The 17,908-nt window shown below is 57.0% G+C and carries 16 protein-coding genes; 3 read left to right on the forward strand and 13 right to left on the reverse strand.

All coding sequences use genetic code 11. The features are described 5' to 3' along the window. A complete protein-coding gene (locus ACA051_RS16475; protein WP_497370891.1) occupies nt 1-1,584 on the reverse strand; it encodes an ABC-F family ATP-binding cassette domain-containing protein in 1,584 nt (527 codons plus the stop codon). Nucleotides 1,585-1,797: 213 nt separating this feature from the next. Between ACA051_RS16475 and ACA051_RS16480 the strand changes: the two genes are divergently transcribed. From ACA051_RS16480 to ACA051_RS16490, 3 genes are read left to right on the forward strand one after another with little or no spacing between them, the layout of a single operon-like run. Then, on the forward strand, nt 1,798-3,042 hold the full coding sequence (locus tag ACA051_RS16480) for an exonuclease SbcCD subunit D C-terminal domain-containing protein (RefSeq protein WP_497303198.1): 1,245 nt from the start codon (nt 1,798-1,800) through the stop codon (nt 3,040-3,042). After that, nucleotides 3,039-6,680 (forward strand): AAA family ATPase, encoded by a 3,642-nt coding sequence (locus ACA051_RS16485; RefSeq protein ID WP_497370893.1) that lies wholly within the window; start codon nt 3,039-3,041, stop codon nt 6,678-6,680. The genes ACA051_RS16480 and ACA051_RS16485 overlap by 4 nt, the downstream gene beginning before the upstream one ends. After that, nucleotides 6,677-7,273, forward strand: coding sequence for a glutathione S-transferase (locus tag ACA051_RS16490; protein ID WP_497370895.1), 597 nt, complete (start codon nt 6,677-6,679; stop codon nt 7,271-7,273). The genes ACA051_RS16485 and ACA051_RS16490 overlap by 4 nt, the downstream gene beginning before the upstream one ends. Nucleotides 7,274-7,472: 199 nt before the next feature. On the opposite strand, the gene tnpC is transcribed toward ACA051_RS16490, so the two are convergent. From tnpC to ACA051_RS16550, 12 genes are all read right to left on the reverse strand, one after another. Next, nucleotides 7,473-9,005, reverse strand: coding sequence for an IS66 family transposase (tnpC, locus tag ACA051_RS16495; RefSeq protein WP_497370897.1), 1,533 nt, complete (start codon nt 9,003-9,005; stop codon nt 7,473-7,475). 30 nt (nt 9,006-9,035) lie between these two features. Beyond that, nucleotides 9,036-9,383, reverse strand: coding sequence for an IS66 family insertion sequence element accessory protein TnpB (tnpB, locus tag ACA051_RS16500; protein WP_497370899.1), 348 nt, complete (start codon nt 9,381-9,383; stop codon nt 9,036-9,038). 115 nt (nt 9,384-9,498) lie between these two features. Continuing rightward, nucleotides 9,499-9,756, reverse strand: coding sequence for a hypothetical protein (locus ACA051_RS16505; RefSeq protein ID WP_497370901.1), 258 nt, complete (start codon nt 9,754-9,756; stop codon nt 9,499-9,501). Then, nucleotides 9,753-9,965 (reverse strand): hypothetical protein, encoded by a 213-nt coding sequence (locus ACA051_RS16510; protein ID WP_497370903.1) that lies wholly within the window; start codon nt 9,963-9,965, stop codon nt 9,753-9,755. Before ACA051_RS16510 ends, ACA051_RS16505 begins: the two co-directional genes overlap by 4 nt. 126 nt (nt 9,966-10,091) lie before the next feature. Next, the gene (locus ACA051_RS16515) at nt 10,092-11,885 is read right to left on the reverse strand and encodes a DUF2142 domain-containing protein (protein WP_497370905.1); all 1,794 of its coding nucleotides are present in this window, start codon (nt 11,883-11,885) and stop codon (nt 10,092-10,094) included. 1 nt (nt 11,886) lies between these two features. Continuing rightward, entirely contained in the window at nt 11,887-12,228 is a 342-nt protein-coding gene (locus ACA051_RS16520; protein ID WP_497370907.1) for a DMT family transporter, read from the reverse strand. Next, nucleotides 12,228-12,935: a class I SAM-dependent methyltransferase gene (locus tag ACA051_RS16525; protein ID WP_497370909.1), complete on the reverse strand. Its 708-nt coding sequence runs from the start codon at nt 12,933-12,935 to the stop codon at nt 12,228-12,230. The genes ACA051_RS16520 and ACA051_RS16525 overlap by 1 nt, the downstream gene beginning before the upstream one ends. A 1-nt stretch (nt 12,936) precedes the next feature. Continuing rightward, nucleotides 12,937-13,926: a glycosyltransferase family 2 protein gene (locus ACA051_RS16530; protein ID WP_497370911.1), complete on the reverse strand. Its 990-nt coding sequence runs from the start codon at nt 13,924-13,926 to the stop codon at nt 12,937-12,939. Nucleotides 13,927-14,326: 400 nt separating this feature from the next. Continuing rightward, a complete protein-coding gene (locus ACA051_RS16535; protein WP_010459844.1) occupies nt 14,327-14,506 on the reverse strand; it encodes a hypothetical protein in 180 nt (59 codons plus the stop codon). Between the two features lie 155 nt (nt 14,507-14,661). Next, nucleotides 14,662-15,831, reverse strand: coding sequence for a lactonase family protein (locus tag ACA051_RS16540; protein ID WP_497370913.1), 1,170 nt, complete (start codon nt 15,829-15,831; stop codon nt 14,662-14,664). Then, on the reverse strand, nt 15,824-16,120 hold the full coding sequence (locus tag ACA051_RS16545; protein ID WP_497303212.1) for a DUF5629 family protein: 297 nt from the start codon (nt 16,118-16,120) through the stop codon (nt 15,824-15,826). The genes ACA051_RS16540 and ACA051_RS16545 overlap by 8 nt, the downstream gene beginning before the upstream one ends. Nucleotides 16,121-16,322: 202 nt before the next feature. After that, the gene (locus tag ACA051_RS16550) at nt 16,323-17,903 is read right to left on the reverse strand and encodes an aldehyde dehydrogenase (NADP(+)) (RefSeq protein WP_497370915.1); all 1,581 of its coding nucleotides are present in this window, start codon (nt 17,901-17,903) and stop codon (nt 16,323-16,325) included. Between the last annotated feature and the right edge of the window lie 5 nt (nt 17,904-17,908).

Consider the following 17,908-nt stretch of genomic DNA (forward strand, 5'->3'; position numbering starts at 1 on the left):
CTAGCTGTCGAGATGGAACTCGGTGTCCAAATGAATGGCCTGTAGAAAAGCGCTGTCGTGGGAGACGACGATCAATGCCCCTTGGTACTGATTGAGCATCTGCTCCAGCGCCGTTTTACTGGGCAAGTCCAAATGGTTATCCGGCTCGTCCAGCAACAGTAACTGCGGTGGCCGCAGTGCATACAACTGCGCCGCCAGGGCTATTTTCAGGCGTTCGCCACCACTCAACTGACTGGTCTTGAGCGTCGCTCGATCCGCATCAATGCCCATCTGCGCCAACCGGGTTCGCGCCTCGGCTTCGGGCAACTCCGGATTGCTCTCGTAGAGCCATTGCACCGCCGTGCGCTCGGGGTGCTGCAACCCGGCGTGTTGATCCAGCCAGCCGACATGGCAGGTGCGTATGACTTCGCCTTCGCGAACCGGCAACTGGCCGGCGATCACCTGCAACAAGGTCGACTTACCGCTACCGTTGGCGCCGAGGATTGCCATGCGCATAGGCCCGGTCAGCGTCAGATTGACCGGCGCCGTGTGACCGAACGGCAGAATGACGTCGTTGAGCTGCACAATCAGCTTGCCATTGGGCACCACGCTTTCCGGGGACAGCATCATGCGCTGGATATCCGGCGCACACCGCGCCCGGGCTTCGGCAATACGTTGTTGTTGCTGCTCCCGGGCCACTTGCTGATTGAGGCGCAATTTTCCCTGACTGTTTTCACTGCGTTCTTTCTGGGCGTTGGTGATCAACTTGGTCTGATTGCCGTCGCGGGCCTGACGGTCGCCGCGCGCATTACGCCGTTGCTGACGCTCCATCTGCACGGCCATCTCACGTTGCTCGCGCTTGGCCTGTGCCCGCTCGCCTTGCAATGCCGACTGGAACGACTGCTGTTCCTGCTCGCGCGCCGCCACATATTGACTGTAGTTGCCGCCATAGGCCGCCAACCCCAATGGCGAGAGCTCGACGATTTCGCTCATGTGTTCCAAAAGGCCGCGATCGTGACTGATCAACACCAGACCGTTGGACCAGCGATTGATCTGCTGCGCGAGCTGGTGTTGCTGATCAATGTCCAGGTGGTTGCTGGGTTCATCCAGAATGAGCCAGTCGGCCCGGGACAACCACGCCCCCAGCAGCGCCACCCGCTGCCGCTCGCCCCCACTGAGGACGTCAGTGTGCGAGTCGGCATTCAAATGGCCCAGGCCGATCTTCTCCAGCTCCGCCTCAAGGCGTGTGGCGCAATCCCATTGATCGACAGCCAGCGCATGGTCCGCATCGTCAACGCTACCCTGGGCAATGCGATCCAGCGCCGCCAAAATAAGATCGACACCTGCCAACGCGGCAACGGTGGGATAGCGGTTTTGCTCCAGTAACTGCTCCACGGCGTATACCTGACCTTCGCGGCGGACGATGCCGCTGGTGGGCCGTTGCTCCCCCGTCAGCAGGCGGCCAAGCAACGACTTGCCGCAGCCATTGGCACCCACGATGCCGGTGGTCCGGGCGCTGAAGGTGTGGTTGAAGTCATCGAACAAGACGCGCCCGTCGGGCAGGTTGAACGACACATGATCAAGCTGAAGTAACCGTTGGGTCATGACGTCTCCTTAACTATTCAAAACTCCCTGGTAGTGCGCTACACCGTCCGTCTCGTCACCTCGGTCTGCTGCCTACCATACTGAAACCCCACACAATCGATAGGCAAACTTTCAAAGCTTTCAGCATCCCCGGTCTTTTGCCATTAAACTCTCTCCCCTTTCGCCGCCCTCATTTTCCACGCGGCCATCACCTTATTTCCTACGGAGTTCGCCTTGCGTCTGTTTCACACCTCCGACTGGCACCTTGGGCAGAACCTGCACGGCCAAGACCGTGATTTCGAGCACGGCTGCTTTCTCGAATGGCTGCTGCTTCAACTGAAGCTGGACCAGCCCGATGTGCTGTTGATCGCCGGCGATATCTTCGACACGGTCAACCCGCCGGTCAAAGCCCAGGAACGCCTCTACGAATTCATCGTCAGCGCCCACGAGCAGCAACCGCTGCTGACCATCGTCATCATCGCCGGCAACCATGACTCCGGCTCGCGGATTGAACTGCCTGCGCCGTTGATGCGCCGTTTGCGCACCCATGCGCTCGGCCGGGTGCTGTGGCTCGACGACGGTCAACTGGACGCCGAGCGGCTGTTATTGCCGTTGCCGGATGCCAGCGGTGAAATCGCTGGCTGGTGCCTGGCGCTGCCGTTTTTGCGCCCGGCCGAAGTGACTGGTGCGCAGTTGGGTGACAACTACCTGCGCGGCATCGGTCAGGTTCATGAATGGCTGATCGAGGCGGCCAATGCCAAGCGCAAGCCTGGTCAGGCGCTGATTGCGATCAGCCACGCGCACATGGCCGGTGGGTCCGTTTCGGAAGACTCCGAGCGCAGCCTGATCATCGGCAATGCCGAAGCCCTGCCCGCCAGTCTGTTCGGGCCGAGCATCAGCTACGTCGCGCTGGGGCATTTGCACAAGCCGCAGAAGGTCAACGGTGAAGAGCGCATCCGCTACAGCGGCTCGCCGATTCCGTTGTCGTTCTCGGAAATCGGTTATCAGCATCAAATTCTCGACGTCACACTCGACGGCGAAACCCTGGTCAGCGTCGAGCCGAAACTGATTCCCCGCGCGGTCAACCTGCAACGCATCGGTCCGGCGCCCCTGGCCGAGATTCTCTTGCAACTGGCCGACCTGCCGAATATCGATTTGCTGGCCGATATCCAGCGCCAGCCGTGGTTGGAAGTTCGCGTGCGTCTCGACGAGCCGCAACCCGACTTGCGCCACCAGGTTGAAAGCGCCTTGCAAGGCAAAGCCGTGCGCCTGGTGCGCATCGCCGCCGAATATGCCGGCAACGGCAGTCGCGAGGGCGTCGATGACGGCACCACGTTGATCGAACTGGACCAGCTCACGCCTCAGGAATTGTTCAGTCGCGCCTGGCAGGACAGCTACGGCAGCGAGGTCGATGAGCAGACGCTGAAGGACTTTGCCGAGCTGTTGCAGGATGTGCAGATGGAGAGCGAACAGCCATGAAGATCCTCGCGATCCGCCTGAAAAACCTCGCCTCGCTGGCCGGCCCCTTTGAAATCGACTTTACCGCTGAACCGCTGGCGAGTGCCGGCCTGTTCGCGATCACCGGGCCGACTGGCGCGGGCAAAAGTACCTTGCTCGACGCCTTGTGCCTCGCGCTGTTTGGCGCCGTTCCGCGACTGAGCAACGCCCAGGTGTCTGCCAAGGCGCCGGACGCCGATGGCGAAATCAGCACCGGCGACCCGCGCACCTTGCTGCGTCGTGGCACCGGCGAAGGGTATGCCGAAGTAGATTTCGTCGGCATCGATGGCCGGCGTTACCGCGCGCGCTGGGAAGCCAATCGCGCCCGGGAAAAGGCCGGCGGCAAGCTGCAAGCCAGCCGTCAGAGTCTGCGTGACATCGATCAGGATCAGTTGCTGGCCAGCCAGAAAGTCGAGTTCAAAACCCAGCTCGAAGCCGTGCTGGGCCTGAACTTCGAACAGTTCACCCGCGCCGTGCTGCTGGCCCAGAGCGAGTTCAGTGCCTTCCTCAAGGCTAACGACAACGAACGCAGCGAACTGCTGGAAAAGCTCACCGATACCGCGCTGTACACCCGCCTCGGTCGCCGCGCCTTCGACAAAGCTAAAGAGGCGCGTGAAGCGCATAAGTTGTTGCAGGATCAGGCCACGGGCGTGACGCCGCTGTCCCCCGAAGCCCGAGCCGAACTCGATGAGCGCTTCAACGAGGCGCAGCAGCAACTCAAGACCCAGCAAGCGCAGCTCAAACAGCTTGAATTGCAGCACACCTGGCTCAAGGACCTGCGTCAATTGCAGGACGAGCAACAGAGCGCCACCGAGCAGCTGACCAGCGCCCGGCAGCACTGGGAAAGCCTGGCCGGCGAACGGTTGAAGCTCAATCGCCTGGAACAACTGGCCCCGCAACGGCACCAGTTCGCCCGCAAGACCGAACTCACCGCCCAGCTCACCCCGCTGGCGGTGCAGATTCAGCATTACACCCAGCAGCAAGCCGAGTTGAACAAGCGTCAGGCGCAACTCGAACAAAGCTTGAGCGTTGCGCAGACCGCGCTGGTCGACGCCCAAAGCCAACACACGGCAAAAGCTCCGTTGCTGCGCCAGGCCTTTGAAGAGCAAAGCACCCTCGCCCGGCTGGTCAAAGACGCCAGTGTAAGTGCGGACCTCAAGCAACAAGCGGAACTGGCCAGCACTCAAGGGCAGAACACGATTCAAGGCTTGCTCGAGCAACAAAAGCAGGTGGCTGCACGTCTGGAGCGGATTGCCGGCGAGCTTGAGCAAAGCACGCATTTAGCGCCGTTGAGCGAGGCGTGGAATGCCTACCGTGATCGCTTGCAACAGCTGATGCTGATCGGTAATCGCCTGAACAAGGGCCAGGCTGAACTGGCCGCCCTTGAGCAAAGCGCCGCCCGCACCGGCGAAGAACTGGCGGCTCAAAAGCAGCATCTGGAAGTGCTCTACAAAGAAGCCGGTGCCGAACCCGAAGCGGTGGCCGAACAGATCCAACTGCTGGGCAATCTGTTGCAGGACAACCGCAAACAACTGCGGGCGTTCGAGGAATTGACACGGCTGTGGGCCAGCCAGCAGGAGATCGACAAGCGCAGCACCGAGCTGACGCAACGCCAGCTCAGCGCCCAACAGGAACGTGATCGCCTGACCCAGGACGGTGTGAAAGCCAAAAACGAATTGGCCGTCGCCGAACAGACCCTGACCGTCACTCGCGAACTGCTGGAACGTCAGCGTTTGGCCCGCAGCGCCAGCGTCGAAGAACTGCGCGCACAGTTGCAGGACGATCAACCGTGCCCGGTCTGCGGCAGCCCCGACCATCCTTATCATCAACCCGAAGCGTTGCTGCAAAGCCTCGGTCGCCACGATGAAAGCGAACAGGCCAACGCGCAGAAAGCCGTCGACCTGCTGAAAGAGAAACTCACCGATTTGCGTGGCGAAGTCGGCGGCTTGATTGCTCAGCAAAAAGAACTGTTGCAGCAACAGGAGCAACTCGCCATCCAGCAACAGGGGCTGACGCCGAGCCTCGAAGCGCATCCGTTGTCGACGCAACTGCTGGCCCAGGACGCGAACAAGCGCGACAGTTGGCTGGCGCAGCAAAACAGCCAGTTGAACCAGAGCATCACCCAGGATGAACAACGGCAGACCGCCCTGCTCACCCTGCAACAAGACGCGGCTCGCCTTCAGCAGCAACTGCGCAGTGCCGAAGCGGCAAGCCAGCAAGCGACGCAGCACTTGAGTAACCAGCAGCGTGAGCTGGGCAGTGACAGCCAACGTCTCGACGAAGAGCTGAGCGCCTTCAGCACCCTGCTCCCGGCCGAGACACTGGAGGCCTTGCGCAACGAACCGGCCGCGACCTTCATGCAACTCGACCGGCAGATTGCCCAGCGACTGGAGCAACTCGACCAGCAGCGCGATGAGCTCGGCGAACAGCAACAACGTCAGCAGACACTGGAAAAAGAACAGGATCGCCAACTGGCCCGCGCCCAGGCACTGGAAGCGGCCCAGCAGCAATTCACCGTCCTCGCCGAGCAACAACAGGCTTGCCAGGAACGACTGACGCAATTGCTGGGCGAACACAGCAGCGCCGAACACTGGCAGCAGCAACTGGATCAAGCCGTCGAACAGGCGCGCACTGCCCAGGCAACGGCCCATCAGGAACTGCAAACCGTGCACACGCGGTTAGTCGAACTGGCCGCTGAACTAAAAGCCAGACAAGAACGTCTGCTGGCCTTGGAAACCGAAGACCGCGACCTGAGCGCAAAGATCGCCGACTGGCGCGCCTTGCATCCGGAGCTCGACGATGGCGGACTGGAAGCGCTGCTGAGCGTCGACGACCAGCAAGTCAGCGAACTGCGGCAGCACTTGCAGCAAAGCGAAAAAGCCATCGAACAGGCCAACGTGCGATTGCAGGAACGGGATCAGCGTCTGCTCAACCATCAGGCGCAACACAACGGCAATCTCGACGCCGAGCAACTCGCCACGGCCCTGACAGACCTGCAAAACCTGTTCGCCGCCAGCGAACACCGTTGCGCCGAACTGCGTGCCGAACAGGCCGAGGATCAGCGTCGGCAGAACGCCAATCAGGCCCTGGCGCAGCAGATCGCCGAGGCCTACAGCGAATACCAGCGTTGGGCTCGCTTGAATGCGTTGATCGGCTCGGCGACCGGCGACACTTTCCGCAAGATCGCCCAGGCCTATAACCTCGACTTGCTGGTGCATCACGCCAACGTGCAGTTGCGACAACTGGTGCGGCGCTATCGCCTGAAACGCGGCGGCAGCATGCTCGGGTTGCTGGTGATGGACACCGAGATGGGCGACGAACTGCGTTCGGTGCATTCGTTGTCGGGCGGCGAAACGTTCCTGGTGTCGCTGGCGCTGGCGCTCGGCTTGGCGTCGATGGCCTCCAGCACACTGAAAATCGAATCGCTGTTCATCGACGAAGGCTTCGGCAGCCTCGATCCGGAATCCCTGCAACTGGCCATGGACGCACTCGATGGCTTGCAAGCCCAGGGCCGCAAGGTCGCGGTGATTTCCCATGTGCAGGAAATGCATGAGCGGATTCCGGTGCAGATTCAGGTTCACCGCCAAGGCAATGGCCTGAGTACCCTGGAGGTGAAATGAATACGCTGTACTCGTTCCGCCGCTGCCCTTACGCCATGCGAGCGCGCATGGCCTTGCGCTATTCGGGCGTTGCAGTGCAGATTGTCGAGGTCAGCCTGAAAGCCAAGCCTGCCGAGATGCTCGCGCTATCGGCCAAGGGCACGGTCCCGGTGCTGAGTGTCGACGGTCAGGTGATCGATGAAAGCCTGGCGATCATGCACTGGGCCTTGGCGCAGAACGATCCGCAGGATTGGTTGCTCAAGGGTGATCCAGCCGGACAGGCGCACATCGCCGCCCTGATTGAAGAGAACGATCAGACGTTCAAGGTGCATCTGAATCGCTACAAGTACGCCGAGCGTTACCCCGAGCAGCCGATGGAAACCTATCGCGCTGCGGGTGAGGTGTTCTTGCGCAAGCTGGATGAGTTGCTGGAGGGGCGCGATTACCTGCTGGCGGAGCATCCGAGTCTGGCGGATGTGGCATTGATGCCGTTCATACGGCAATTCGCCCATGTCGATCGCGAGTGGTTCGGGCAGACGCCTTATGTGCGGTTGCAGGCGTGGTTGCAGCGGTTTTTGGAGTCAGAGTTGTTTGTAGGCGTGATGCAGAAGTAACGCACAATCCCTGTGGCGAGGGAGCTTGCTCCCGCTGGGGTGCGAAGCAGCCCCCTTCAATCTTTCTGACACACCGAGTCGCCCGATTTACGACTGCTTCGCAGCCCAACGGGGCGATGCGGCGTTCCGACAAACGCCCTCGCCACAATGGATTGTAAGCGCTCCATAAAACCCACCTAGTCAAAGGTGGGCGGTGCGGTTAGCTATGAGATTGGGGTGCGCAGTTCCAAGGTAGCAGGGCTTCGTAATCTTCCACCGAAGCCGCCATTGGCAGGCGCTCAAGTGCGTGGCGCAGCCACGCATAGGGCTCTTGGCCGTTGGCTTTAGCAGTCTCGACCAAGCTGTAAAGTTGAGCGCTAGCCGTCGCCCCTTTTGGCGTGTCGCTAAACAACCAGTTTTTTCTTCCGATAACGAACGGCCGTATTGCACGTTCTGCGGCGTTGTTGTCGATGGGCAAGTAACCTTCCTCGACGTACCGCTCGAGTTTGTTCCAGTTGTTTGCCAAGTAGCTGACGGCTTTGCCCAATGCGTTCTGTGTAGTCACGTACGGCAGCGTCTTTAGCATCCAGTCTTTCAGTTGACTCAGCACGCTGGCGCTCAACTCCTGGCGGCCTCTTTTCCGCGCCTCATCACCACTCCGTTTGTAGGCGATCTCGATGCCATATAGTTTGCTGATCAACTTCAATGCGATGTCGGCCCGTCCTGTCTTGCCCTTGGGCTGTACTTTTTGCGCTTCGACAAATTTACGCCGTGCGTGAGCCCAACACCCTAAACGTTCAACTCCGGCCTGTGCTCCCAGCGCGTTGTAACCCGCGTAATCGTCAGTCATGACGTAGCCGCGATAACCTTCGAGCAGGCGCGACGGCACCTCCTGCGCTCGGCTGGTGGAGTAGTCGAAAAGGATCACCGGTTTGTCTGGCGGGCCGCCGGTTTGCACCCACATCCAGGACTGACTGCTCGGCTCTCGGTCAGGCTCTTTCAACACCTGTACGCGTGTTTCATCGCAGTGGATGACACGGCTGGCCAACAGGCTATCGCGCATTAAATTCAGCAGCGGCTGGAAGTGCTCGCCGCACTGGATAACCCAGCGAGCCAGGGTCTGGCGCGGAATATCGATGCCGTGGCGGCCTAGTACTTTTTCAAAACGGTGAAGCGGCAGACCGTCCACGTACTTGGTGGTCAGCAGCATCGCCAGAACACTTGGGCTGGCCATGCTTTTTTCAATCAGTTGAGCCGGCTTATCCGCAGTGACCGGTGCGGTCTCACAATCGCGGCAGCCATAAACTTTGCGCACATGTTTGATAACGCGAATCTGCATCGGCACGATTTCAAGCTGCTCGCTGACTTCTTCGCCAATGGCGTGTTTGCGGCAGCCGCAAACGCAAGTCAGTTCATCCTCGGGAAGTTCGTGGATGACTTCGATACGTGGCAGGTCGGCGGGCAGCGGCTTTCGTTTACCGCGACGCCTGGCTGGACCGACGACCTCTTCTTCAGCGTCTTCGCCGACGGGTTCGGCGATGCTTTCAGTTTCGTTGAAAAGAGCTAACTGCGGCGTGGCCGGATCGGCTGTTTGTTCGGACTTGCGTCCGAACAGGCGCTGACGCAGCAGCGCGTTTTCTTCTTCAAGATGAACAATACGGCCCTTGTTAGACTCGCGCTCAAGCAGCATTTGCTCTAGCAATTGCTTGAGCAGCGCAGGATCGTCAGGAAGATCTTTGGGCATTGAAATCATGCCCTGGATTATAACGAATCAGGCCACGAATCACGGCGTCAAAACCTGATGAGGACGGTTACGCCAGAGGTCGAAACCGTCGAGCATCCAGTTGAGTTCCTGAACAGTTAGGACAATCGCCTCGTCGGTGGCATCGGGCGATGTTTTGAATCGCTCAGATTCAAGGCGCTTGAGCCAAAGGCAGAAGCCGTTGCGCTCCCAGTACAAAATCTTCACGCGGTTGCGCGGTTTGTTGAGGAAGACGAAGAGCACCGGGTCAAACACGGCGACCTTGATGTCCAGCTCGACCAGCGCAGCCAGGCCATCAATGGATTTTCGGAAGTCGACGGGCTTGGGGTACAGATACACTTTTTCGACTTTTGCGTCGGGTCGCATCATGGCGGATGGGCTCCAGAAAGGAATCGGGAGCACAGCATCCGGGATCAATTGGCGGCTTTGAATGTGGGGTTCATGGAGCGGTTACGTTACAATGGATCTCAATAGCCGCTCGTTTTCAGGCGAACACCTCACACATCTCCACTACCGAGCAATCCACCTGGAACGGCCCGAAGAAATCGTCTTGCCGTTTCATGGGCGGATTACCTGCCAACAGCCCCAGAGCTTTTGCGGTTTCGATGTTACGCGCAAGGTTGTGATTGGCTTCGATGGACCGTGCAACGGAACCCGCCGAGCCCTGCCCTATCCCCAACAGGGAAGAGCCATTGGTCATGAACGCCAGGAAGGCGATGACCCAGAGTTTGCCCCCTTTCATGCCCCTGCCGCTCCCGCCAAGTCTTCGTGATCGGCCACCACGTTTTGAGCGCGGTGTTCGAACTGGATGGCGGGATAAGCGACCTGAACGGGTGCTTCAAACGTGTGCTGCGATTGCGCCGAAATGCTGACGACCAGTACCAAGGCCACGTAAAGACCTATGGCCAGGTAGGCGCCGTATTTGGCAGAAGTGATGATTGAGCTGGCCATGGTGTTCTCCGTGGGCATGTTTCAGAGCCCACAGAATCGATCAAAAAAGCTGTGACAACCACTCAGGGTTTTCCATAGTAACCATCAGCTTCGTTGATCCCAGAGTTTTTACCGACTCACCATTTGCTATTGCTTAGGACAGCCCAATGTTGTTATCCGTCGACCGTCGATGTATTCGAAAATCAGACACGAATTAGCATCGGCGGGTTGTGCTAGGCCTTCCCACACGCTAACCCCTACGCCGGAGATAGAAGCAATTTCCCCCGCCGTGAAATGGCCAGCCTCGAGGTCAAAGTATCGGTACTGGTTGTCGGCAAGATCCGACAGCGTAAATCGTTGAACAAACCTTTCACCTAGTGCCGTTGACAAACGTAGCTCCGCTTCTCCAACGTTGCTCTTTGCATAGGTGGCAAACAGAACACCCACACGTTTCAGTGCGACGGATTCGCTTCTGTTTTTTGCAGAAAAGGCTAGCCTGATCGGATTCTCGGCGGTTAACGACGGACTGACTTGCATCTGTGTTTGAAGGGCTGCAACGGGTTGAATACGGGCAAGGTAGTACCTATCTAGCAAGGCAAAAGCAGTGCTGTAAGTAGATACCAGAAGCAGGATCGTCAGAACAACGATGCCGGCCATTGAATACAATGAACGCTCTGTCTCATACCCCCCGCCCAATGCGTAAGCCAGCAAAAGCGCGGATATCAAGAAGTAACGTCCTTGCACACCCTGGATGACGTTCGCTGGATGGGCATTCCACGTGATCAATAGCGCAAAGAAAACTAATAAGGCAGAAATAACAGCGCAACTCGCAAGCAACAGCCTGGCAGATGGCTCAACGCGAATAGCCCTGAACGAAATCGAACACAGCAAAACGCAAAAAAGGAGAATATACAATCGTGAGTAGGCGTCCGCAGGAAGCGGTGTATCTAGCCATCCAAGGGTACCGATGAACGAATTAATATAAAACAATCCAAACCCTGGAATCGTCGCGGCTAAAACCTTGAAGAAATCCCATGGATGCACCAGATAATAGCTAACAATTTGCGAAGTTGAAGATCCAGTCACGACCCTCAAGTCGACCGTGGATTTAACTGCAATCAGTAGCCAAATAAACACGCACGACAACACGACAGCGCCCACAACCAGGCCCTTCTTGTTTTTTGTGTACAGCCCCAAAAAAAACAACAAGCCTAGTAAAGGCAGAAGGTGAATCTTGCTGGAGACCAGAAAAAACACACATCCCGCAAAACCGAATAAAAGAGCAGGACTGGATTTCTCCCCTTCTCTTGCCAAACGCATAAAAAGAGATATGACGAAAATCGCCAGCGCCGTCGATGTAACATCGAGGCTGGTAGACGCCATTTGAAAAATGCTCATTGGTAATAACAGCAGCGCCAATACCAACGGAGATGGGGCATACAATCGAAAGGAAACGAATATCAGGAGCGATGCAATAATGAGCGTGCTTAACCGCGCCAATCGGTAGGAAGAATCCACCGACAGACCCAGCCCTTCCCCGACTTTCAATCCAATCGCCTGTGGAAGATATAAAACGGGCAGGTAGTAACCAGTGCCCGGTGCGGAACTGAATGTTCTCTGCCCAACCCAGCGAATGGAGTCCGCTTCAGCTATTTCATCTGCTGAAAGTTTCCTTTCCGGCTTCGCTATAATCATTTTATAAGCGTCGATGAATGAAGCCAAACCGATGTCGATCATTCCGCCAGAAGACTCGCCTGTCGGAGAATCCAGAATAATCTGCCCTTCAGATAATAAATAGGCACGTTTTAAATGATCAAACTCGTCAGGCGATTGAAAGGGAGGAATCAGTAGCGAAAAAATAAAGTAAACGATGGATATTATAAAAACCAGATAAGGCCATTTTCGTGCATTCGCTAGTATTGCAATTGAATCCGCCTTCATTTTACGCCCTTACCGCCACAATGATGCCGCTCACGATGAGTGCGACACCAATGAAATATTGAAATTGAAAACGCTCACCGAAGGCGTAATGACTACCCAGCGGCACTAGAATGAACGCCAGCGCCATCAGCGGATACACCCTTCCTAAGTCAACCCGTTGAAGCACCCAAACCCAAGCGACAGAGGTAATCCCATATAGACACATTGCTGCGAACAGCGACGTTATTACGGTTGAATGAAAAAACGTTCCTGCACGTTCAAGAGCAATAGAGCTGACCTTGAAAAGAATTTGACCAATCGCCAGACCCACAACACACAAAACAGCTACGACATAGACAATCACTAGGCCACATCCTGTTTACCCAAAACCGCATGAAAAACGAAAAACAGATTAAGATCGATTGAAGCGATGGGCAATGGCCACCAACTTTCTGTTGCGTCGGTAAAGTAGTGTCGCATGAGTGCAATGAGGTTATGACACGAGTTCACATGTTCTCTTGCCATGACGTAGTCATAAGCAATTCCGCGAGCAAGTGCCCCCTTGCGCGGCCCAAGGTGTCGCCCTAGTCGCCATGCCAGCCCCGGGTCAGTGGGGATAAGCACTGACAAAACGCCACCGTGCTTTAGAACTCTACGCCACTCTTTCAATACAAGGTGGGGTTCGTAGATATGTTCTAAAACATGAACAGCTATGACCCGATCAAACGAGTTATCCGGATACAGCAACTCGCCTCCGGCTTGGGTTTCGAAAGAAACTTTCTGCCCCAGTTTCCCAGCCAGCTTTGCTTTAGCGTGATCTAGCGTCTTGGCGTCCAGATCCGAAAAAACATAATGGTCAAAAGAGTGCCTGACGAACGGAAAATGCTCGCCAGTACCGGCACCAACCTCAAGAACTTGAGAGAAGTGTTTCGTCTCGTCAAAATTTTTTTCGGTCAACTTATGGCTGGCGCGCATTACCATCGACTGTAGCGGGCTTGTATAATTGGCATTATCATACATCTCGGCAAACGTGTTCTTATAGTCGATCCACGCCTTATCTTCTTCTTTCATTTCAAGCTCCTTTTTTTCCTGATTTTATAAATCGCTTGAGACGGTGGAAGGGTCGATCAGGTACGGCGCTAATATCATGACCCAAAAAAGCCAATATGAGCTGCAAGCCAATAATCACTGGCAAAGCGGACAGCATGACCGTGCCAGAGGAGGTCGTCACGCCTGCGCTAGCTGAATAACTCCACTGATAAATACCAAATATCACTCCAAACGAAAGCAGCATCACGCCCATCGGAAGCTCGATAGAGGCAAGTGACATATCTCTCAGGTAGTAGCTGTAAAAAATTCTCTTGAAGAAGTTCCTTGTGTGCTTGAGAAAAAACTCGCCCATTATTCTAGAGACCTTCAAGCCACTTACCTCTTCCCCGTACTTTGCGTCCATTGGAATATCGATAACGACCGCTCTTAAAATATTCAGCCGAAACAAAATATCCGTCTCAAAAAAGTATCGCTGGCTGATCTTCGAAAAAGGCAAGTGGCGAGCCACGTCTCTATGGATGGCCGTATATCCATTAGTAGGATCGAATAAATTCCAGTAACCCGAGGAAAACTTCGTCATGAAAGACAAAGCGGCATTGCCGAACAACCTTATCTTTGGCATCGACCGCAATTCTTCCAGATCGAAGAAGCGATTACCCTTTGTATAATCTGCGTCCCCCAGGATAATAGGGGCAATAAAATCCGGGATTAATCGAGGGTCCATTTGCCCATCACCGTCCACTTTGACAATAACATCCATATTGTCTTCAATGGCGGCTCGGTAACCGCTCATCACAGCACCACCAACGCCTTGGTTGGCTGCGTGCCGAATTACGATCACACGAGGATCCTGACAATGAAGTTCGACGAAGTCGCCCGTTTTGTCAGGACAACAATCATCAATTACGTAAATCCGGCAAACTTCAGTCCCGATATTTTCGATAACAGACAGAATGTGCCTGCACACCCTGTAGCTTGGAATCACTACAGCGACTGTTAACGTGCACGTCATGATGCATCCACTCTTCTAAATCCGCAGGTTATATATCGTTTGTTATCCACAAAAAAAACCACAACAAGTTAACCATGTTTTCTGCACTGTCGCTTATTCAACAAACACATGCACAACACTAAAGCTACTACAGCATCATTATAGGCCGCGGAATATTCATTAGAATGAACGCTTCATCCTGCGGGCGAAAAAATACCACAGAACGTGTGCGCATTGGTTGCGGAGGAGGAAAAAAAGCGGAATACGCGGAGGTCGGCACACAAAAGGCAACCGATGCAGTAAACAGGATGCTGTCGTAAACGCGTTATGCAGGAGCGACATCACTCAGGTTTCTCGACGCTTTTCAGCCCGATCGGCGCAAGTGACTTCGCTCCTGCATAAAAGGTGCAGGGCTTGAATTTCAGGCTTGGGTCTTGTGATCCAGTGCCGCGTAGAAGTTGGCGCTCTGTTGCAGGTATTTCTGGGTGTAGCTCTGGGCGTGGGATTTTTTGTCGCTGATTTCAACGTTGGCGCTGGCTGGCAGAGCGACGGTGGCAGAGATGGCGGATGCGGCGATGATGGAAAAGAGATTGAAGTTCATGGCGGTATTCCTCGGATTCAGTTGGCTTGCTTGCCCGGTGGGGCCGTGGAGCAAACTTAACCTTCGAGGTTGGCGCCTTGAAATCTTTTGTAGCATTAGCAGATATCAGTCTCATTAATACTAGGATGCAGGCCCCATCAACCGGGGCCTGCGGCCTATTGACGCACCAGAAACTTGAGGTCGCTTGGGGCATCCATCGGCAGTTTCTGTACGGTTTTACCCAGCAGACCGGTCTTGGCATCGCGCTCTACCACGACGATCTGGTTGCTCTTTTGATTGGCAATCAGCAAGAACTGGCCACTCGGGTCGAGGCTGAACTCGCGCGGGTGATCACCTTCCACCGAGCGACGCTGCAGCTCCTTGAGGTGGCCGGTCGCAGCATCAATGGCAAACACCAGTAACTGATTGGCGGTGCCACGGTTGCTGACGTAGAGGAACTTGCCATCGGCCGAGGCGTGCAGCGCAGCGGCGGCCTTGTCGGAGACAGGTTGACCCGCCGCCAGATCAACCATCTGGGTTTGCTCAAGCTTGCCGTTCTGGTAATCGAACACCGCGACCTGCGCGCTCATTTCCATGGTGAGCCAGGCATGTTTGCCATCGGCGCTGAACAGCAAATGACGCGGCCCGCTGCCGGCCGGCAACTGAACGGCCGCCGGGGTGGCGGCAACCAGCGGCAGCTGCGGGTTGGCCTTAGGGTCGAAACGGTAGACAAAGATCCTGTCGGCGCCCAGGTCATTGGAGAACACGTACTTGCCGTCCGGCGAGGAAACCGTCGAATGCACATGCGCCGACATCTGCCGCTCCGGATTGACCCGGCTCGACGGGTGACTGCTCATCTGCACTACTGGTTGGAGCTTGCCGTCGGCACCCACCGGCAACACCGCCAACGTGCCACCCGGGTCTTCAACCACCGAATAGTTGCTGACGAACAAATGACTGGCGTCACCGCTGAGGCTCGAATGTGTTGGCTCGTTGCCCAGGCTCTGCACCTGATTGATCAGGCTCAGTGCATGGGTCTTGGGATCGATCGCATAACTGCTGACGCGCCCTACCAGGTCTTTCTGGCCGGGGCCGTTTTCGTTGACCACGAACAGGCGCTGCTGATCTTTGGAAACGGTTAGCCAAGAGGGGTTTTCACTGGTGACCACTTGCAGCGGCTTGGGGTTGATCTGCCCGGTGGCGCTGTCAAAGGTCAGGCGATAAATCCCCTGGCTCTGCCCCGCCGTGTAGGAGCCGACCAGCAACTGATAGTCGTCGGCCGACGCCGCCTCAATGCCCATCGCGCCGATGCTGCCGGCCATCAACAGCGGCCAAAGCTTATGCATTCTCGTTCCCTTCTTCCTCGTCGTCATCACCGCGGAACGCGGTCATGCACACCAGCCGATGCTCGCCGGAACTGCCGGTGATCAGCCAGCTTTGCAGGGTTGAATCGAAGGTCGCGGCCTTGACCTCGGCCGGAGTGAACTCCCAGTGCTTGGACGCTCGGCCATCAATGCATTCGATGTGCAGATTGTCGTCTTCATCGAGGGAGAATTCGAAGGCGTGCAGCCCGTCGATTTCCACCATATCGCAGTGTTCGAGGGTGGCGAGCAAGGTGTCGGTTGCGGCAGTCATGGCAGTCAATCTTTGAATGGGAAAGACGCAATGATAGCTCAATGTGGGGGCAGGTCTGTGCCGGTCGCACATCACACATAACCGCGAACCAATGTGGGAGCGGGCTTGCTCGCGAATGCGGAGTATCAGTCGATATCTACGTTGACTGACATACCGCTTTCGCGAGCAAGCCCGCTCCCACAGGGGGTCATGTGCGAGGCTGCTAGAGGGCGTCGCGGGATGGCTTGCCGTCCACCAGGCGCTGGATTCGCAGGGGATTAGCGTTCTTCAACGGTTCCGGCAGCAGGCTGTCAGGATAGTTCTGGAAACACACCGGACGCAGGAAGCGATCAATCGCCAACGTGCCCACCGACGTGCCGCGCGCATCGGAAGTCGCCGGGTACGGCCCGCCGTGGACCATCGAGTCACAGACTTCAACGCCCGTCGGATAGCCATTGAGCAGAATCCGTCCGACCTTTTGCTCCAGCAGCGCCGTCAGCTCGCCGAATTGTTCGAAGTCTGCGGGTTCGCCAATGATGGTCGCCGTCAGTTGCCCGTGCAGACCGTTCAACGCGGCACTGAGTTGCGCCTGATCCGCCACTTCGACGAACACCGTGGTCGGGCCGAACACTTCTTCCTGCAGCACCGCATCGCCATTGATCAACAGGCTGACGTCGGCTTTGAACAACTGCGGTTGCGCCTGATGGCCTTGCTGCGGGCTACCGGCCAAATGCTCGATGCCCGGGTGAGCGAGGAGTTTTTGCAGGCCGTTGCCATAGCTGCTCAACGTCCCGGCATTGAGCATTGTTTGTGCTGGCTGATCGCCGATGAGCCCTGCCACCTGCTGCACAAACGCGGTGAACTGCGGCGAGCGAATACCGATGACCAGACCGGGATTGGTGCAGAACTGACCGCACCCCTGCACCACCGAAGCGGTCAGGTCACGGGCGACGCTGTCGGCCCGAACGTCCAATGCGTGCGGTAACACGATCACCGGGTTGATGCTCGACATCTCGGCGAACACCGGGATCGGTCGTGGACGTGCGGCAGCCATGTCGCACAACGCGCGGCCACCCTTCAGCGAACCGGTAAAACCGACCGCCAGAATCGCCGGGTGCTTGACCAGCGCTTCGCCGACTCCGCCGCCGTAGATCATGTTGAACACCCCGGCCGGCATGCCGGTTTTTTCCGCCGCGCGAATCAACGCATCAGCGACCTGTTCCGCGGTGGCCATGTGGCCGCCGTGAGCCTTGAACACCACCGGGCAACCGGCGGCCAGCGCCGACGCGGTGTCGCCGCCTGCAGTGGAGAAGGCCAACGGAAAGTTGCTCGCACCAAACACCGCGACAGGCCCAAGACCGATGCGGTATTGGCGCAGGTCCGGACGGGGCAGCGGCTGGCGATCCGGCAAGGCCTGATCAATCCGCGCGCCGTAGAAATCACCGCGACGCAGCACTTTGGCAAAGAGACGCATCTGGCCGCTGGTACGCCCACGCTCGCCTTGAATACGTCCGGCAGGCAATGCCGTTTCGCGGCAGACCACCGCGACAAAGTCATCCCCCAAGGCGTCCAGTTCATCGGCAATCGCATCGAGAAATTGCGCGCGACGTTCCGCGCTCAGGCTACGGTATGCCGAGTACGCTGCGGCGGCGGCCTTGGCGGCGGCATCGACTTCCTCGGGCGTGGCCTGGAAGAAATCATGAGGCAGTGCTTCGCCCGTGCTGGCATCGACGCTCTGCAGTTTGACGGTGCCGGTCGCACTGCGCTGACCGCCAATGTAGTTGTGACCAAGAATCCGGGTCATGGGTG

The sequence above is a fragment of the Pseudomonas sp. LBUM1669 genome, assembly GCF_059695705.1.